The sequence below is a fragment of the Bradyrhizobium betae genome (genome assembly GCF_008932115.1).
Classification (GTDB): domain Bacteria; phylum Pseudomonadota; class Alphaproteobacteria; order Rhizobiales; family Xanthobacteraceae; genus Bradyrhizobium; species Bradyrhizobium betae.
Window position 1 is genome coordinate 4,295,986 of record NZ_CP044543.1, and the last position, 15,430, is coordinate 4,311,415.

The 15,430-nt window shown below is 65.1% G+C and carries 15 protein-coding genes; 9 read left to right on the top strand and 6 right to left on the bottom strand.

Annotated elements, in window-relative coordinates:
• The first annotated feature begins 35 nt into the window (after nt 1-35).
• From F8237_RS20415 to F8237_RS20425, 3 genes are all read left to right on the top strand, one after another.
• Nucleotides 36-632 (top strand): 5-formyltetrahydrofolate cyclo-ligase, encoded by a 597-nt coding sequence (locus tag F8237_RS20415; RefSeq protein WP_151647353.1) that lies wholly within the window; start codon nt 36-38, stop codon nt 630-632.
• Entirely contained in the window at nt 610-1,434 is an 825-nt protein-coding gene (locus F8237_RS20420; protein ID WP_162006144.1) for a TIGR00282 family metallophosphoesterase, read from the top strand. The genes F8237_RS20415 and F8237_RS20420 overlap by 23 nt, the downstream gene beginning before the upstream one ends.
• A gap of 282 nt (nt 1,435-1,716) precedes the next feature.
• Nucleotides 1,717-2,160 (top strand): hypothetical protein, encoded by a 444-nt coding sequence (locus F8237_RS20425; protein WP_151647355.1) that lies wholly within the window; start codon nt 1,717-1,719, stop codon nt 2,158-2,160.
• A gap of 48 nt (nt 2,161-2,208) precedes the next feature.
• Here the strand turns inward: F8237_RS20425 and F8237_RS20430 are convergent, their stop codons facing one another.
• From F8237_RS20430 to F8237_RS20445, 4 genes are all read right to left on the bottom strand, one after another.
• The gene (locus F8237_RS20430) at nt 2,209-3,552 is read right to left on the bottom strand and encodes a c-type cytochrome (RefSeq protein WP_151647357.1); all 1,344 of its coding nucleotides are present in this window, start codon (nt 3,550-3,552) and stop codon (nt 2,209-2,211) included.
• Nucleotides 3,549-5,717: a xanthine dehydrogenase family protein molybdopterin-binding subunit gene (locus F8237_RS20435; protein WP_162006145.1), complete on the bottom strand. Its 2,169-nt coding sequence runs from the start codon at nt 5,715-5,717 to the stop codon at nt 3,549-3,551. The genes F8237_RS20430 and F8237_RS20435 overlap by 4 nt, the downstream gene beginning before the upstream one ends.
• An 8-nt stretch (nt 5,718-5,725) precedes the next feature.
• Nucleotides 5,726-6,190 carry a (2Fe-2S)-binding protein gene (locus F8237_RS20440; RefSeq protein WP_201280137.1) on the bottom strand — a complete coding sequence of 155 codons (465 nt, stop codon included), beginning with the start codon at nt 6,188-6,190 and terminating at the stop codon, nt 5,726-5,728.
• 639 nt (nt 6,191-6,829) lie between these two features.
• Nucleotides 6,830-7,966, bottom strand: coding sequence for a DSD1 family PLP-dependent enzyme (locus tag F8237_RS20445; RefSeq protein ID WP_151647363.1), 1,137 nt, complete (start codon nt 7,964-7,966; stop codon nt 6,830-6,832).
• On the opposite strand from F8237_RS20445, the gene F8237_RS36400 reads away from it, so the two are divergent.
• Nucleotides 7,902-8,201 carry a hypothetical protein gene (locus F8237_RS36400; protein ID WP_167527448.1) on the top strand — a complete coding sequence of 100 codons (300 nt, stop codon included), beginning with the start codon at nt 7,902-7,904 and terminating at the stop codon, nt 8,199-8,201. The genes F8237_RS20445 and F8237_RS36400 overlap by 65 nt on opposite strands.
• A 184-nt stretch (nt 8,202-8,385) precedes the next feature.
• Here F8237_RS36400 and F8237_RS20450 read toward each other — a convergent pair whose 3' ends face one another.
• Nucleotides 8,386-9,810, bottom strand: a complete 1,425-nt coding sequence (locus F8237_RS20450; RefSeq protein ID WP_151647365.1) for a methyl-accepting chemotaxis protein — start codon at nt 9,808-9,810, stop codon at nt 8,386-8,388.
• 106 nt (nt 9,811-9,916) lie between these two features.
• Nucleotides 9,917-11,665, bottom strand: a complete 1,749-nt coding sequence (locus tag F8237_RS20455) for a methyl-accepting chemotaxis protein (protein ID WP_151647367.1) — start codon at nt 11,663-11,665, stop codon at nt 9,917-9,919.
• Between the two features lie 203 nt (nt 11,666-11,868).
• On the opposite strand from F8237_RS20455, the gene F8237_RS20460 reads away from it, so the two are divergent.
• The 5 genes from F8237_RS20460 to ruvB all read left to right on the top strand — a co-directional run bounded on the left by F8237_RS20460 (nt 11,869) and on the right by ruvB (nt 15,343).
• The gene (locus tag F8237_RS20460; protein ID WP_151647369.1) at nt 11,869-12,615 is read left to right on the top strand and encodes a YebC/PmpR family DNA-binding transcriptional regulator; all 747 of its coding nucleotides are present in this window, start codon (nt 11,869-11,871) and stop codon (nt 12,613-12,615) included.
• Nucleotides 12,616-12,688: 73 nt separating this feature from the next.
• Nucleotides 12,689-13,216 carry a crossover junction endodeoxyribonuclease RuvC gene (gene ruvC, locus F8237_RS20465; RefSeq protein ID WP_151647371.1) on the top strand — a complete coding sequence of 176 codons (528 nt, stop codon included), beginning with the start codon at nt 12,689-12,691 and terminating at the stop codon, nt 13,214-13,216.
• Entirely contained in the window at nt 13,213-13,830 is a 618-nt protein-coding gene (gene ruvA / locus F8237_RS20470) for a Holliday junction branch migration protein RuvA (RefSeq protein ID WP_151647373.1), read from the top strand. The genes ruvC and ruvA overlap by 4 nt, the downstream gene beginning before the upstream one ends.
• A 41-nt stretch (nt 13,831-13,871) precedes the next feature.
• A complete protein-coding gene (locus F8237_RS20475; RefSeq protein ID WP_014439735.1) occupies nt 13,872-14,291 on the top strand; it encodes a cytidine deaminase in 420 nt (139 codons plus the stop codon).
• Entirely contained in the window at nt 14,288-15,343 is a 1,056-nt protein-coding gene (gene ruvB / locus F8237_RS20480) for a Holliday junction branch migration DNA helicase RuvB (RefSeq protein WP_162006146.1), read from the top strand. The genes F8237_RS20475 and ruvB overlap by 4 nt, the downstream gene beginning before the upstream one ends.
• Nucleotides 15,344-15,430 lie beyond the last annotated feature (87 nt).

The following is a 15,430-nucleotide window of genomic DNA, read 5'->3' on the forward strand; positions in this document are numbered from 1 at the left end:
GACGGCAGACAGCTTCTGCCTCGGGACCAACGCGCATGCCGAACTCCAAAGCCGAACTCCGCGCCAAAGCCCTGGCGGCGCGCGACGCGCTGAGCGAGAAGAAGCGCACCACTGCCGCCGCAAAGCTCGCCAAGCGCGGGCTGCCGTTCAAGCTGCTGCCGGGCAGCGTCGTCTCCGGCTATTCGCCGATCCGCAACGAGATCGATCCGATGCCGCTGCTGAAGCGGCTCGCGGAAGAGGGCGCGACGCTGGCGCTGCCTTGCGTCACCGCGCGCGGCCAGTCGCTGGTGTTCCGCATCTTCCATCCGAACGACCGGCTGATGATGGGCCCGCTCGGCATTCCCGAGCCGTCGCCGGCAGCAAGCGAAGTCATCCCCGACATCATGCTGACGCCGCTCGCGGCGTTCGATCGTCTCGGCCATCGCATCGGCTATGGCGCCGGGCATTACGATTTCACCTTCGCCCATTTGCGCAAGACCAAGCAGATCGTCGGCATCGGGCTTGCTTTTGCAGCGCAAGAGATCGAGGCCGTTCCGGCACTGGCCCACGACGTGGCGCTGGATTATGTGCTAACGGAATCGGACGTATTCGATTTCCGGAGTTCTGAAGTTGCGCATTCTCTTCGTGGGTGATGTCGTCGGCCGCGCCGGGCGCGATGCCATCGCCGAATATCTGCCCGGCCTGGTCAAGGACTGGTCGCTCGATCTGGTCGTCGTCAACGGCGAGAATTCCGCCGGCGGCTTCGGCATCACCGAGACGATCTACAACGAATTCATCGAAGCCGGCGCCGACGCGGTGACGCTCGGCAATCATTCCTGGGACCAGCGCGAGGCGCTGGTGTTCATCGAGCGCGCCGAGCGCCTGGTGCGTCCCGCCAACTATCCGCGCGGCACGCCCGGCCGCGGCGCGGCCCTGGTCGAAACCAAGAACGGCAAGCATGCGCTCGTCGTCAACGCTTTGGGCCGCGTCTTCATGACCCCGTTCGACGATCCCTTCGCCGCGCTGGAGCGCGAGCTGGGGGCCTGTCCGCTCGGCGTTGCCGCCGATGCCATCGTCGTCGACTTCCATTGCGAGGCGAGCAGCGAGAAGCAGGGCATCGGCTTCTTCTGCGACGGCCGCGCCAGCCTCGTCGTCGGCACCCACACCCATGTGCCGACCGCCGACCACCAGATCCTGTCAGGCGGCACCGCCTACATGACCGATGCCGGCATGACAGGCGATTACGACTCCATCATCGGCATGCAGAAGGAAGAGCCGCTGCGCAGGTTTACGTCGGGGATTCCGTCGGGCCGTTTCGAGCCGGCGGCGGGCCCGGCGACGCTCAGCGGCGTCGCGGTGGAGACGGACGACGCGACGGGACTCGCGCTGCGGGTTGCGCCCGTGCGCGTGGGCGGCAGGTTGGAGCCGACGACGCCGAAATTCTGGCTGAGCTAGCGCGCCAAGTACAGCAGTCTCGAAACGCTCTTGGGCTTTTTCTTAGGATGATCTTGATCAGGTTTCTTCGGCATGGTCGCAATACCCGGAAAGCACAGGTTCGAAAACACTCACCGACTTCACTCTCGCATCAACACCATATGCGTTACGTTGTCCGCCGTAGCAATCTCTGCCCACTACCTTTGGTTTGGCGAAGCCAAGTTCCCTCCGGGAAAGGGTGGTGATCTCTATTGTCGTCGTGTTCCCGCAGCGCTGCGATATCCAATCTCTGGGGCGCTTGAAATGGCATTAGCGGATCAGGTGCCGCTATCGATAGATATAGAGTTCATTGCCCTTACAGATACTGCGCAGCTAAAGCCCGGCCCTGAAGTTCCAGCGCGAGAAACGAAAGATGGGTTGGCAAGCATCTATATCTCGATTCTCGCGCCAATCTTCGTTCAGTTCTTTGAGAGCTACAACGATTGGCTCTATCAAAAGCACAAGCATCCGGACAACTGGCCTGAAGTATGGCGGTTTGGGCGCATCGTTCGAAACGCCATCGCACATGGTGGAAAGATAGACGTTAGACAAAAAGAGGCGCCCGCCAGTTGGCGGGGGCTGTCGTATTCGGCAGCGGACAACGGAAGAGACATCGTCAGCCGCGTCGGAGATCTCGCTACTGGTGACGTATTCACCCTCATGATCGAGATGAGCGAGGAGCTTGATAATCAGGGTTGCTTAGCCTGAAACACCGCCCGGTAGATTGTAGCAAGCCCTCGTGCATCAATCTCGCCATCACTCCGCCGTCTGCCCCCGCAACTCCGCCACATCCTTCGCCGTCAGCTTCGATCCCTTCGCCCCAAACCGCGCCGTGACGTAGTTCGCTACCGCCGCGATCTCGTCGTCGGTATACGCCTTGCCGAACGCCGGCATCGACAACGCACCGTCCGGCGTATGCCGCTTGGTGCCTGACAGCACGATCTGCGCGACGTTGGTGGCGGCGGGGTCGTTGACGGCCCAGGTGCCGGTCAGCGTTGCCATCGGCGACACCGGGCTCTCGCCGCTCCAGCCGTGGCAGCTGGCGCAGGCGCTGGCGAACACCTGCTTGCCGCGGGCATCGGCCGTCACACCCTCCTTGTGAGAGGCCGGCGCGACCGGCGCCGTGGTGGCGGGCAGGTCGGGCGAGGGCTGCGGCGGCACGCTGCGCAAATACGCAACGATGCTGCTGATGTCCTCGGGGGCGAACTGGCTGAAGCTGTGGTCGACGGCTTCACCCATTGGACCCGAGGCCGAGCCGTGTCCGGGTGCGTGGCCGAGCGACAGATACGAGATCAGATCCTCGTCGCGCCAGTTGCCGAGGCCGGTTGCCTTGTCGGAGGAGATGTTGAAGGCGCGCCAGCCGGCCGTGATGGCACCCGCGAACTTCTTGCGGTTGTCCAGCGCGAAGCCGAGATTGCGCGGGGTGTGGCACTCGCCGCAATGCGCCAGCGCTTCCGCCAGATACGCCCCGCGATTCCATTCCGGGCTCTTCGAAGTATCCGGCGCAAAGCGCGTGTCGGGATTGAACACGGCCGACCAGACGATCATCGCCCAGCGCTGGTTGAACGGGAACGACAGCGTATTCTCTGGCGCCCTGGCGCGCACGGCCGGCAGGCTGAACAGATAGGCCTTCACCGCCAGCGCGTCGTCGTCGGTCATGAAGGTGTAGGACGTGTACGGCATCGCCGGATACAGCCGCGCGCCGTCACGGCGCTTGCCGTGCTGGACCGCGTTCAGGAAATCCTGGTCGCTGTAATTGCCGATGCCGGTGTCCTTGTCCGGCGTGATGTTGGTCGAATAGAGCGTGCCGAACGGCAGCTTGAAGGCGAGCCCGCCGGAATAGTCCTTCTCGCCGGGCTTGGTGTGGCAGACCATGCAGTCCGCCGCCTTGGCGAGATACTCGCCGCGCTCGACGATGTCAGCTTTCTCCAGCTTGGCGGGCACGCCGGTGGGCTTGCCCGCGCGGTAATCGGCCAGCGCCACCTTCGTGCCGCCGGAAAAGTCGAGCGGGCCGGGCCCGCGGATGATCCAGACGCCAAGCGCCACGGCGACGATGGCGATCACGATCAGGCTTCCGAGGATACGCATCTTGCCGCTCATGCCTTTTTCCCCGCAGCCAGCAGTTTCCGATCGATCGGCAGGCGCCGCAGCGCCACGCCGGTTGCAGCGTAGATCGCGTTGCGCAGCGCCGGCGGTCCGGCGGTCGTGCCGGTCTCGCCGATTCCGCCGGGTGCCTCGCCGCTCCTGACGAGGTGAACCTCGATCTTCGGCGTCTGGTTGATCCGCAGCATCCGGTAGTCATTGAAGTTGGATTGCTGGACGCGCCCTTTCTCGATGGTGATCTCGCCATAGAGCGCGGCGGTCAGGCCGAAGATCAGCCCGCCCTCGACCTGGGCCACGATCGTGTCAGGGTTGACGGCGATGCCGGTATCCACCACCGAGGTCGCACGGCGGAGATTGATCTCGCCCTGCTCGTCGACCTCCGCTTCCACGACGGTGGCGATGAAGCTCCCGAACGACGGCTGCAGGCACACCCCGCGTCCGACGCGTGCCGGCAGGGGGTGACCCCAATTGGCTTTCTCAGCCGCGATATTGAGAACGGTGAGGAAGCGCGGCTGATTGGCCAGCATGCCCCGGCGAAACTCGACCGGGTCCTTGCCCGCCTTGCGCGCCAGTTCGTCGATGAAGCATTCGACCGCAAACACGTTGTTGTTCGGACCGACCCCGCGCCAGAACCCCGTTGGTATCGCCGGCGGTTCGGCCCTGACATATTCGACGTGGACATTCGGGATGTCGTAGGGCACGTCGGTGGCGCTGTCGATCGCGTCGATATCGATGCCCTTCTGGAACGCCGGCGGCAGCCAGCGCGCGATGATCGCGGCGCCCGCGATCTTGTATTTCCAGCTGGCGATCTTGCCGCCCGACAAGGTCGCCGCGATCGTGTCGCGATAGACCGGTCGATAGACATCGTGCTGGATGTCCTCCTCGCGGGTCCACACCACCTTGACCGGCCCGTCCACCTGCTTGGCGATGCGAACCGCCGTGACCACCATGTCGGGCTCGAGCTTGCGGCCGAAGCCGCCACCGAGCAGATGCTGGTTGACGGTCACCTTCTCGACCGGAAGTCCGGCCGCCTTCGCCGCCTCCGATTGTACGCGCGCCATGATCTGCGTGCCGGTCCAGATCTCGCAGGAATCGGGCTTGCAATGCACCATGGCGTTCAACGGTTCCATCGTTGCGTGGGCGAGAAACGGCAGCTCGAACGACGCCTCATATTTTTCGCCGGCCGCGAGGCCCTTGGCGATGTCGCCGGTGGACTTGGCGACCACGCCGTCCTTTGCGCTGGCAGCGCGCAGATCGTCCCAGATCGCTTTCGAATTGATCTTCGCGTTCGGTCCCTCGTTCCACGCGATGTCGAGCGCATCCAGGCCCTTCTTCGCCGCCCACATGTGATCGCCGACAACCGCGACGAGATCGTCGAGCACGACGATCTGCCGCACGCCCGGAATTGTCTTCGCAGCGCGGTCATCGACCTTGCCGACCTTGCCGCCGAACACCGGGCACTGCGCCAGCGTCGCGAACTTCATGTTCGGCACGATGGCGTCGATGCCGTAGACGGCCTTGCCGTTGACCTTGTCGGGGGTGTCGAGCCGCTTGAACGGCTGGCCGATGTAAACGAAATCCTTGGGGTCCTTGAGTGCGGGGGTCTTGGGCGGCGTCTGGCTGCTTGCGGCCGCCGCCAGCGCGCCATAGGCGAGCGTCCGGCCGCTGTTCTTGTGCGTCACCACACCCTTGGATGTCGTGCAACTGGCGGGATCGACATTCCATTGCGCGGCCGCGGCCTGCACCAGCATGGCGCGCGCGCTGGCGCCGGCCTCGCGCAGCGGCTTCCAGAACGCCCGCACCGATGTGGAGCCGCCGGTCGCCTGGATGATGAAGATCGGATTGCCGTACAGCTTCTCGTTGGCAGGCGCGTGCAGCAGCTGGACTTTCGACCAGTCGGCGTCGAGCTCTTCCGCCAGGATCATCGAGACCGCGGTGTAGATTCCCTGTCCCATCTCGACTTGCGGCATCACCAGCGTGGTCACGCCTTCTCCGTCGATCCGGATGAACGCGTTGGGCGCGAACTTGCCGTCGGTCTTGTCTTCCGGCTGCACCGGCTCGTTGATTGCGGCGCGCAGCGGCAGGTGAAAGGCGAGCAGGAATCCGGTGGTGAGGCCACCGGTCAGCAGCGTGCGGCGGGAGACATTGTCGATTGCATTCATGGCTGATCTCACGACTGCTTGCCGTTGGCGGCGTGCTTGATGGCCTCGCGGATGCGGACATAGGTGCCGCAGCGGCAGATGTTGCCGGCCATTGCGGCGTCGATGTCGGAATCGTCAGGGTTGGGCGTTGCCGCCAGCAGCGCGGCCGCCGACATGATCTGGCCGGGCTGGCAGTAACCGCACTGGACCACTTCGGCTTCTAACCAGGCCTTCTGCACCTTCGCGCCCGCGGGCGTGGTGCCGATATGCTCGATGGTGGTGATGGCGCGGTTCGCGACCGCACTCACCGGCAGCACGCAGGAGCGCACCGCCTTGCCATCGACATGCACCGTGCAGGCGCCGCATTGCGCGATGCCGCAGCCGAACTTGGTGCCGGTCATTCCGAGGATGTCGCGCAGCACCCACAGCAGCGGCATGTCGGGTGGCGCGTCGAAAGTCTTCTGTTCGCCGTTGACGGTGAGTGTCGTTGCCATATGCATCCCCTTGCTCGACGATCGCTTACGGCGACCGGGTCGGCGAATTCGCGCGACCATAATCATACCGATGCGAAACGATGAAGCATCGAATTTCCTGGCAATGCATATTTGCGCGGCCGCGACGTCAGGCCATGACGTTCACGAATTTGTGCGGCGATCGCTGCGGGAAATTTGGGCTAATTGATATGATAATCGTCATTTTTTGACGCGTTTTCGCCGCGCGCGCCGTCGATCGCCGCAGATGATCGTGCGAATACGCAAAACCATGCGATGACGAAAGTCGTGCGATTGGGAAAGTCAGGCGGCGGCGCGTCCACATTGTTGTGCCCTCTCCCCTTGTGGGAGAGGGCGGCGACGCCGGCAGACACGAGCGCGTTGGGGTGAGGGGTTCTCTCCGCCACACGTCTCTCGCAGTTAAGCTAGCGGATAGATACCCCTCATCCGGCGCTTCGCGCCACCTTCTCCCACAAGGGGAGAAGGAAGTGGAGGAATCGTGGGGTGGGCAAAGGCGCACTTGCGCCGTGCCCACGTCTTTGCATCAAGTAGGCAAAGACGTGGGCACACTTCCGCCTTCGCTCTTCGAGCTACGGCGGACAAGTTGCTTTGCCCACCCTACGGCACTGCGCCGTGAGTATGTCAGGTGACCGCGCCCCGCGCCGCGATCGGCCAAAGCGCCTCCACGCGGGCATCCGGCGTATTGAAGCCGCGCACGCCGACATACCAGTCGTAGAGATTGACGGTCGGGTCGCAATGACCCGGGATGAGCGTCACCTTGTCGCCAATCGCCAGTCGTGACGAAGCGCTGTCGAAGTCGAGCAGGCCGTGCTCGTCAGAGGGCCGATGATAGCGCAGGTCGGGACGGCCCAGCACGACCGGAAATCCGCTGTCGTTCGACAGGGCCTTGTGGCCTGCATCGATGACCGCGCGTTCGCCGGAGCCGGTGCTCATCACGGTCGCGATCACGAACAGCGCATGCTCGAACGGGTTGGCATTGCGCGTCCCATCGGCGACGTTTTTCGCGTAGTCGGCGTCCATGAAAATATAGGAGCCGGCCTGCAATTCGTTCCAGACGCCGCTCGCGCCTTCGAGTTCGAACGTCCCGGTTCCCGCACCTCCAATCGTCCGGCATTGAAAGCCCGCTTCCTTGAGGACGCGAAGTGTCTCCATGGTCGCGTTCGCGGCACCGGTGATGGCGGTGCGCCGCTCCTCCGGCGTGCGCAAGTGCTGGGCGGAGCCGTGGTAGGCCTGTAACCCGCCGAACGACAAGAAGCGTGAACCCGCCACCTGCCGCGCCAGGCCGGCTGCGGCTGGCCCCGGCCTGACGCCGCAGCGATCCGCGCCGACGTCGACCTCGACCAGGACTTCGATTTGCGCGCCGGCCCGTTCCGCGGCGAGCGCCAGTTGCTCAAGGACGATCGAATCGTCGACGCAAACGCTGATGCGCGCGTGGCGCGCGAGGGATGCGAGCCGTTCCAGCTTCCGCGGGCCAACAACCTCATTGCTGACGAGGACGTCACTCACCCCGCCCGCCACCAGGCTTTCGGCCTCGGCAACCTTCTGGCAACACATGCCAACCGCGCCGCGCGCGATCTGCTTGGCCGCGATGATCGGCGACTTATGGGTCTTTGCATGCGGACGCAACCGAACGCCGAGCTTGCCGACCGCTGCCGCCATCGTGTCGAGATTGCGCTCGAAGGCGTCGAGGTCGATGATCAGCGCCGGTGTATCGATCTCGGAAAGCGGCGCGCCGATTTGGGTGGGTGGAAGGGACATCGAAAACCAGCTGATTGTGTTCGGGCTCGCGCCCCGAATGTGCGGCGGCCATTGTTATGGCAATAGCGGCCGCCGCACCAGTGCTGGCGGCTTCGACGCCCAGCAGGCACGGGATCGGGCTCGTAAATCATTTGTCTTGAATGGTGCTGCAAAGATCGACGAGCAACGCGAGAAGGGCTCGGGCCAGGACCCGTCGCTGATGTGCTCCGGGGCAGACGCAGGACTCGCGCGGTGAGCGGTCCCTCTCCGGCAAGTGTGATTTCGGAATATTGGCATTCTATCGCTGTTTTGCCCGACGGGTCAAGGGTTCATCAGGCGCCTTGCGTGCGATGAGGCCCAAGCCATTGATTCCCCGCGCACCGCCTACTGTGCATGGGGTTGTTTTTGAATTTTTGATGTGAGGGCCGTCGCCGCTGCTGTCAGCTCTGCCGGAACCCCATCCGGAACGCGCCCCAGTGCTTGCCGCGGACCATGATCGGCGAAGACAGGTCCTTCATCAGCACGAACTGTCCGCCGCCCATGTCGCGGCGATAGGTCTGCAGCAGGAAAGGCTTGGTGTTGGCCGCGACCTTCTTCACCGCGCGATCGGTGAACAGGCGGCGGTTGCGGCAATTGGCGTTGTTCCAGACCGGGTCCTTGCCCTGTGGCAGGCGGTAGTTCGGATTGTGGGTCGGCAGATAGCCGCTCCTCGCCCAGGCGACGCAGAACACGATGCGCGGATCCGACTTCTGGATCGGGTCCTGGATTGACGGCAGCACGCGGTCGGTGAACGCGACATAGTTGCTGAGATATTGCTTGGGATCGGTGCCCGCGATCTCGCGATAGTTCTCGTCCATGAGCTGATCGAGCGTGATCTCGCCGCGATCGATCGCGGCCTCGAACTCCGCCGAGATGCGCCTGGCGGTGTCGACGACGATTCGGATCAGGGGAGCATCCGACGTCTCCACGCCGCTGTCGGCGATCAATGCGATCAGGCTCTCGGACGTGTCGAGCAGTTTCGTCACCCGCTGGTCGGCGCTCCTGAGATCGTGCGAGGACAGCTCGACACCCCTGGCGAGCTCGTTGAGCTCGCCGATGACGGTGTCGCAATGGCCGAGATTGGAAGTCGCCGCGCGCGTGACGCTGTCGATCTCCGCTTCCACGGAGGCAAAGCCCTGCTGGACCCGCGAGATGATGCCGGAGATCTGTTGGGCCCCTTCGCCGGCGGTCTTGGCGCGCTGCGAAGCGTCGCTGCTCTCGCCGATCAGGCCTTCGATCTGGCCGTCGAGATCGCGCACGGTGTCGGAGATCTGGAGCGTGGCCTGGCGGGTGGCCTCCGCGAGATTCTTCACTTCGCTCGCGACCACCGCGAAGCCGCGGCCGGCACTGCCGGCGCGCGCGGCTTCGATGGTGGCATTCAGGGCGAGCAGATTGGTCTGCTTGGCGATCGCCTCGATCGAGCCGGACACTTTCGCGACCTGCGCCAGCGCCGAGCCGACGGCGCCGAGGCGCGCCTCGATCCGCTCCACGGCCGCGACGAGTTCGGAGATGTGGCTGACCGCGGCATCGACGGCGCCGCGCGACTGCGCGATCTCGCCGACCGCGGCCGATGTGGTCGATTGCACCGCTTGCGACGCATTGGCGATGTCGTGGTTGGCCGCGACCATGGTCTCGGCCGTCTTCTGAAGATGGTGGAACCGCTCCGACTGGTTGGCGACGCGGCTTGCGACTTCCTGGACGTTGCCGGCGATGTCAGCGAGTTCCACGCCGAGGCCGCCGATGCGGTCGGCGAGCTGGTCGATCAGCCGCTCTGCGAGCGTCCGGTTCGATCCAGTGTCCATGACGGCAAGCTGGGCGAGGGACATTTACGGGCTTCCTCCAGTCGGAGCCGTTCGCCGGCTCTCTGCGGCATTCCCATTCCAACTCTATTCCAGAATCTGATTCGCGTCCGGCGTCTTGCCTGAGCGTGCACTACAGTTTGTAGGCCGTCCTGAAACCGCCCCAGTGCCGTCCCTGGACGCGGATCGGAACGTCGATCTCGCGCATCATCACCGTATTCCCGTTCCCCATGTCGCGCGCATAGCTTTGGACCAGGTACGAGCGCAGATTCTGCGCGGCAGCGAGCCCCGCCGGATCGTTGAAGATGCGGCGATTGCGACAGTTGGCGGTGTTCCAGGCGGCGTCGCCCGGCCGCTGCGGAAGCGAATAGATCTTGTTGTGTACCGGCAGGAAGCCGTTGCGGTCGACCATGGCGCAGAACGCCATGCGCGGGTCCTTGGCGAGGAAAGCTTCCTGGAACGGCGGCAGCGCGCGGTCGGCCCAGTCCAGATATCGGGTGCGGTATTGCTGCGGATTGGTGCCGGCGATCTCCGCATAATCGGTGTCGAACAGATCGTCGATCTTGACCTCGCCGCGTGCAACGGCCTGCTCGCAAATCCGGGTCAGTGCGGTGCCCGCTTCCATGGCGCGGGTGACGAACTCGGTGTTCTCCTCGTGGATCGACCAGAGCCGGTCTTCGATCTTCTCAGCTAGCGCGGCATCGGGGCTGACGAAATGCGCGCGCGCGCCGGCCTTGGATTGCTCGGTCACGCGCAGGCGGCAGACGCCGACGTCTTCGAGGCTCCCCTCGATGATTGTCTGAGGCGCAAGCCGGCTCGCATCGGTTCCGCCGATCAGCACGCCGTCCATTGCAATCTCATAGACCGGCATCACGCCGCGCGCGGTTTCGAACTTGAGATGGCAGGGCAGCCGCTCGGTCTTGCGGCGGTCGTCGTGCTCGCTCTGGCGGAGCAGCACCGCGCAGCGCGATTTCAGTTTCTGCGCGAAAGTGGTGACGGCCCTGCCGGCGCTGGCGACGTTCTCGCCATGCGTTTCGGCCGCCTTGGTCGCGGCATCGATCTCGGCTGCGCTCTCGCCGACCGAGATGATGAACTCCGACGCGCTGGCGGCATTTCCGGAGACTTCGCTGGTGGTGGCGTTCTGCTCGGCCACCGCGCCGTTGACGGTCTCGAACACCGGCCGGATCGCCTCGATCGCCTGCGAGATGCGGTGCACCGCATCCGCGGAGCCGGTGGCGTCGCGCTGCAGCGCGTCGATTTTCCGGGTGATCTCTTCCGTCGCGCCCTGGGTCTGCACCGCGAGCGCCTTCACCTCGGTGGCGACCACCGCAAAGCCCCTGCCGGCGGCACCCGCGCGCGCGGCCTCGATGGTCGAGTTGAGCGCGAGCAGCGTCGTTTGCCGGGCGATCTGCGCGATCAGGGCGACGACGTTGCCGATGGCGGCGGAGGATTCGCGCAGGCGGTCGACATTGGCGCGGGCTTCCTGCGCCGCGGCGCTGGCCGCGTCGGCGAGCTTGCCGGCCTCGCGCACCTGCGCGCCGATGCCTTGGGCGGAATGGGTGAATTTGTCGGCGGCAGATGCGAAGGTGGAGGCGGTCGATTGCGCGGCATTGGTGCGCCCGGTGAGGGCGTCGGTGCGGTCGCGAATGGCGGCAAGCGTGTTCGCGGTCGCCTCGGCGCCGCCGGCCACCGAATTGGCGGCGCGCTCGAGCTGGCGGATCATGGCGCCGAGCTCGAGTTCCAGCAATTCCAGGATTTCCCGGGCGGAATCGTCCCCGGCAGCCGGGGCGGGCGCGGAATCGACCGGCGACTGAGCAACCTGCGGGACTGCGGCAGGCGCAGGCACGTCCGGCAGACGCTTCCGAAATAATGCGAACGCCATCAGGTCACTCTTGTCGGGGGACGGGTGGACGCTATTTTCGCAGACCGGAATGAAGTCATAGTTAACGGTGCCTGACTATTGGGCACGGAACGCTACGGTGTTACCTTAAAGTCGTAGAGCCTCTTTCATTCCGATGGGATGGCGGCCTATAAGGCCGCGCTTCCCACACTCACCGTGGCTGACAATTCCTTAACGAGACCCGTATGGCCGGACATTCCCAATTCAAGAACATCATGCACCGCAAGGGGCGGCAGGATGCGCAGAAGTCGAAGCTGTTCGGCAAGCTGGCGCGGGAAATCACCGTCGCGGCCAAGCTGGGGACGCCCGACCCCAACATGAACCCGCGCCTGCGTGCGGCCATCACTGCGGCGCGCCAGGAGAACATGCCGAAGGACAATATCGAGCGTGCCGTCAAGAAGGCGCTCGGTAACGACGGCGAGAACTACGACGAGATCCGCTACGAGGGTTACGGCCCTGGCGGCGTTGCCGTCATCGTCGAGGCGCTGACCGACAACCGCAATCGCGCCGCCTCCGACATCCGCTCCTTCTTCACCAAGTCGGGCGGCAATCTCGGCGAAACCGGCTCGGTCTCCTTCATGTTCGACCGCACCGGCATCATCGAATACGACCGCAGCGTCGCCTCCGACGACGCCGTGCTCGATGCCGCGATCGAGGCAGGCGCCGACGATGTGATCTCAAGCGAAGGCGGCCACGAGATCTACGCCTCGACCGAAGGCTATCGCGACGTCGCCAAGGCGCTGGAAGCCAAGTTCGGCGAGCCACGCAAGGCCGCGCTGATCTGGAAGCCGCAGAACACGGTCGCGGTCGACGACGAGACCGGCGAGAAGCTGCTCAAGCTGATGGATCTGCTCAACGAGCACGACGACGTCCAGCAGGTCTACGCCAATTTCGAGGTGTCGGACGCGCTGATGGCGAAGATGGGCGGGTAGGGGCCTCACTTCCCCTGTTACTTTCGTTCTGTTTCTGTTTCCCCCAACGGCAGCCAGCCGCTATCACTGGCGCATGACTGCGCTCCCGATTCGTGGCCCCGTTCGCATCATCGGCATCGACCCCGGCCTGCGCCGCACCGGCTGGGGCGTGATCGAGGCTGACGGCAATCGCCTGATCTATGTCGCCTGCGGGTCGGTGGAACCGCCGGACGATCTGCCGCTGGCGAGCCGCCTGCTCGCGATCCACGAAGGGCTTGCAGCCGTGCTGTCCGGCCACAGGCCGATGGAGGCCGCGGTCGAGCAGACCTTCGTGAACAAGGACGGCGTTGCGACGCTGAAGCTCGGCCAGGCCCGCGGCGTCGCCATGCTGGCGCCTGCGATGTTCGGCATCAGCGTCGCCGAATACGCGCCGAACCAGGTCAAGAAGACGGTGGTCGGCGCCGGTCACGCCGACAAGCACCAGATCGCGATGATGCTGAAGATCTTGCTGCCCAAGGCCGAGCCGCCGTCCGCGGATGCCGCCGATGCGCTCGCCATCGCCATCACCCACGCCCATCACCGCCAGAGCACGGCGCTGCGGCTGAAGGTGGCGGGGCTATGATCGGCAAGCTGAAGGGCCTGATCGACTCCTACGGCGAGGACTATGTCATCCTCGATGTCGGCGGCGTCGGCTATCAAGTGCATTGCTCGGCCCGCACGTTGCAGCATCTGCCGTCGCCCGGCGAGGCGGCCGTGCTCTCGATCGAGACGTATGTTCGGGAGGATCAGATCAAACTGTTCGGCTTCCGCACCGACCAGGAGCGCGAGTGGTTTCGCCTGCTTCAGACCGTGCAGGGCGTCGGTGCCAAGGTCGCGCTGGCCGTGCTCAGCACGCTGGCGCCTTCCGATCTCGCCAACGCGATCGCGCTGCGCGACAAGGCCGCGGTGGCGCGCACGCCCGGCGTCGGGCCCAAGGTCGCCGAGCGCATCGTCACCGAGTTGAAGGACAAGGCGCCGGCCTTCGCCAGTGTCGATCCAGCCGCCGTGCATCTGGCCGGCGCCGTCGACGACCAGCGCGCGCCGCGGCCCGTCGCGGACGCCATCTCCGCGCTGGTCAATCTCGGCTACGGCCAGCCGCAGGCGGCCGCCGCGATCGCCTCGGCCTCGCGTAGCGCCGGCGAGAATGCCGAGACCGCGCAGCTCATTCGGCTTGGCCTGAAGGAACTGGCGAAATAGGCTATGTTCGTCGCAGACCGATCAGGGACCATATTTCGCCCATGCTGACCAAAAAGGATGAGGAACTGATTGCGGCCGCGACCAACGCGATCAGCCAGCGCTATCGCAACGACTGGCAGGAGGTGGGGGCGGCCATGCGCACCCGTGACGGCCGGATCGTGACCGGCGTCAATATCGATGCCTATATCGGCCGCAACGCGATCTGCGCCGAAGCGATTGCGATCGGGCGCGCGATTACCGAGACCGGTGACCACGGCATCGAGAGCATCGTGGCCGTGCGTCATCCGAAGCCCGGCGAGCCCGGCAACATCGCCGTCGTCTCGCCCTGCGGCACCTGCCGCGAACTGATCCATGATTACGATGCCAAGGCGAAGGTGATCGTGCCTGACGATGGCCGGGCGCCGAAGGTGGTCACGATCGGCGAACTGCTGCCGAACAAGTACCGCAGAGGCAACGAGTGAACACGCCACCCCGCATGGTCTCGCCCGAGCGCCGCTCCGATGACGTCGGCGACACCGCGCTTCGCCCGCAGTCGCTGTCCGACTTCGTCGGCCAGCAGCAGGCGCGCAAGAACCTCTCCATCTTCATCGAGGCGGCGCGCAAGCGCGGCGAGGCGCTGGATCACGTGCTGTTCGTCGGCCCTCCGGGTCTCGGCAAGACCACGCTGGCGCAGATCGTGGCGAAGGAGCTTGGCGTCGGTTTTCGCGCCACGTCGGGCCCGGTGATTGCCAAGGCCGGCGATCTCGCGGCATTGCTCACCAATCTCGAAGAACGCGACGTGCTCTTCATCGACGAGATCCATCGCCTCAGCCCGGCGGTGGAGGAGGTGCTGTATCCCGCGATGGAGGATTTTCAGCTCGACCTCATCATCGGCGAGGGCCCGGCCGCGCGCTCGGTGAAGATCGAGCTGTCGAAATTCACCCTCGTCGGCGCCACCACGCGCGCCGGCCTGCTCACCAATCCCTTGCGCGATCGTTTCGGCATTCCGGTCCGGCTCAACTTCTACACCATCGAGGAACTCGAAAGCATCGTGACCCGCGGCGCGCGCGTGCTCAATGTCGGCATGAGTAGCGATGGCGCCAACGAGATCGCGCGCCGCGCCCGCGGCACTCCGCGCATCGCCGGCCGTCTGCTCCGCCGCGTGCGCGATTTCGCCTCGGCAGCCGATGCCGACAAGATCGACCGCAAGATCGCCGACCATGCGCTCAGCGCGCTCGAGGTCGACGCCGCGGGTCTGGATGCCATGGACCGCCGCTACCTCACGACCATCGCGATGAATTATGGCGGCGGCCCGGTCGGCGTCGAGACGATGGCGGCCGCCTTGTCCGAGCCGCGCGATGCGATCGAGGACATCATCGAGCCTTATCTGATCCAGTGCGGCTATCTGCAGCGCACGCCGCGCGGCCGCCTGCTCACCACGCATGCTTTCCGCCATCTCGGCATCGCCGAGCCGTCGCGCGACGCTGCGGCGCAGTTTGGCCTGTTCGGCACGGACGAGAGCGACGGCGACTGAGACAGGTCGTCATAAACGTCCCGTCATCTCGTGCAGACGATCTGCACGAGCGCACCCCAATTCCGCTCCAATCAAGCCGCATCACGG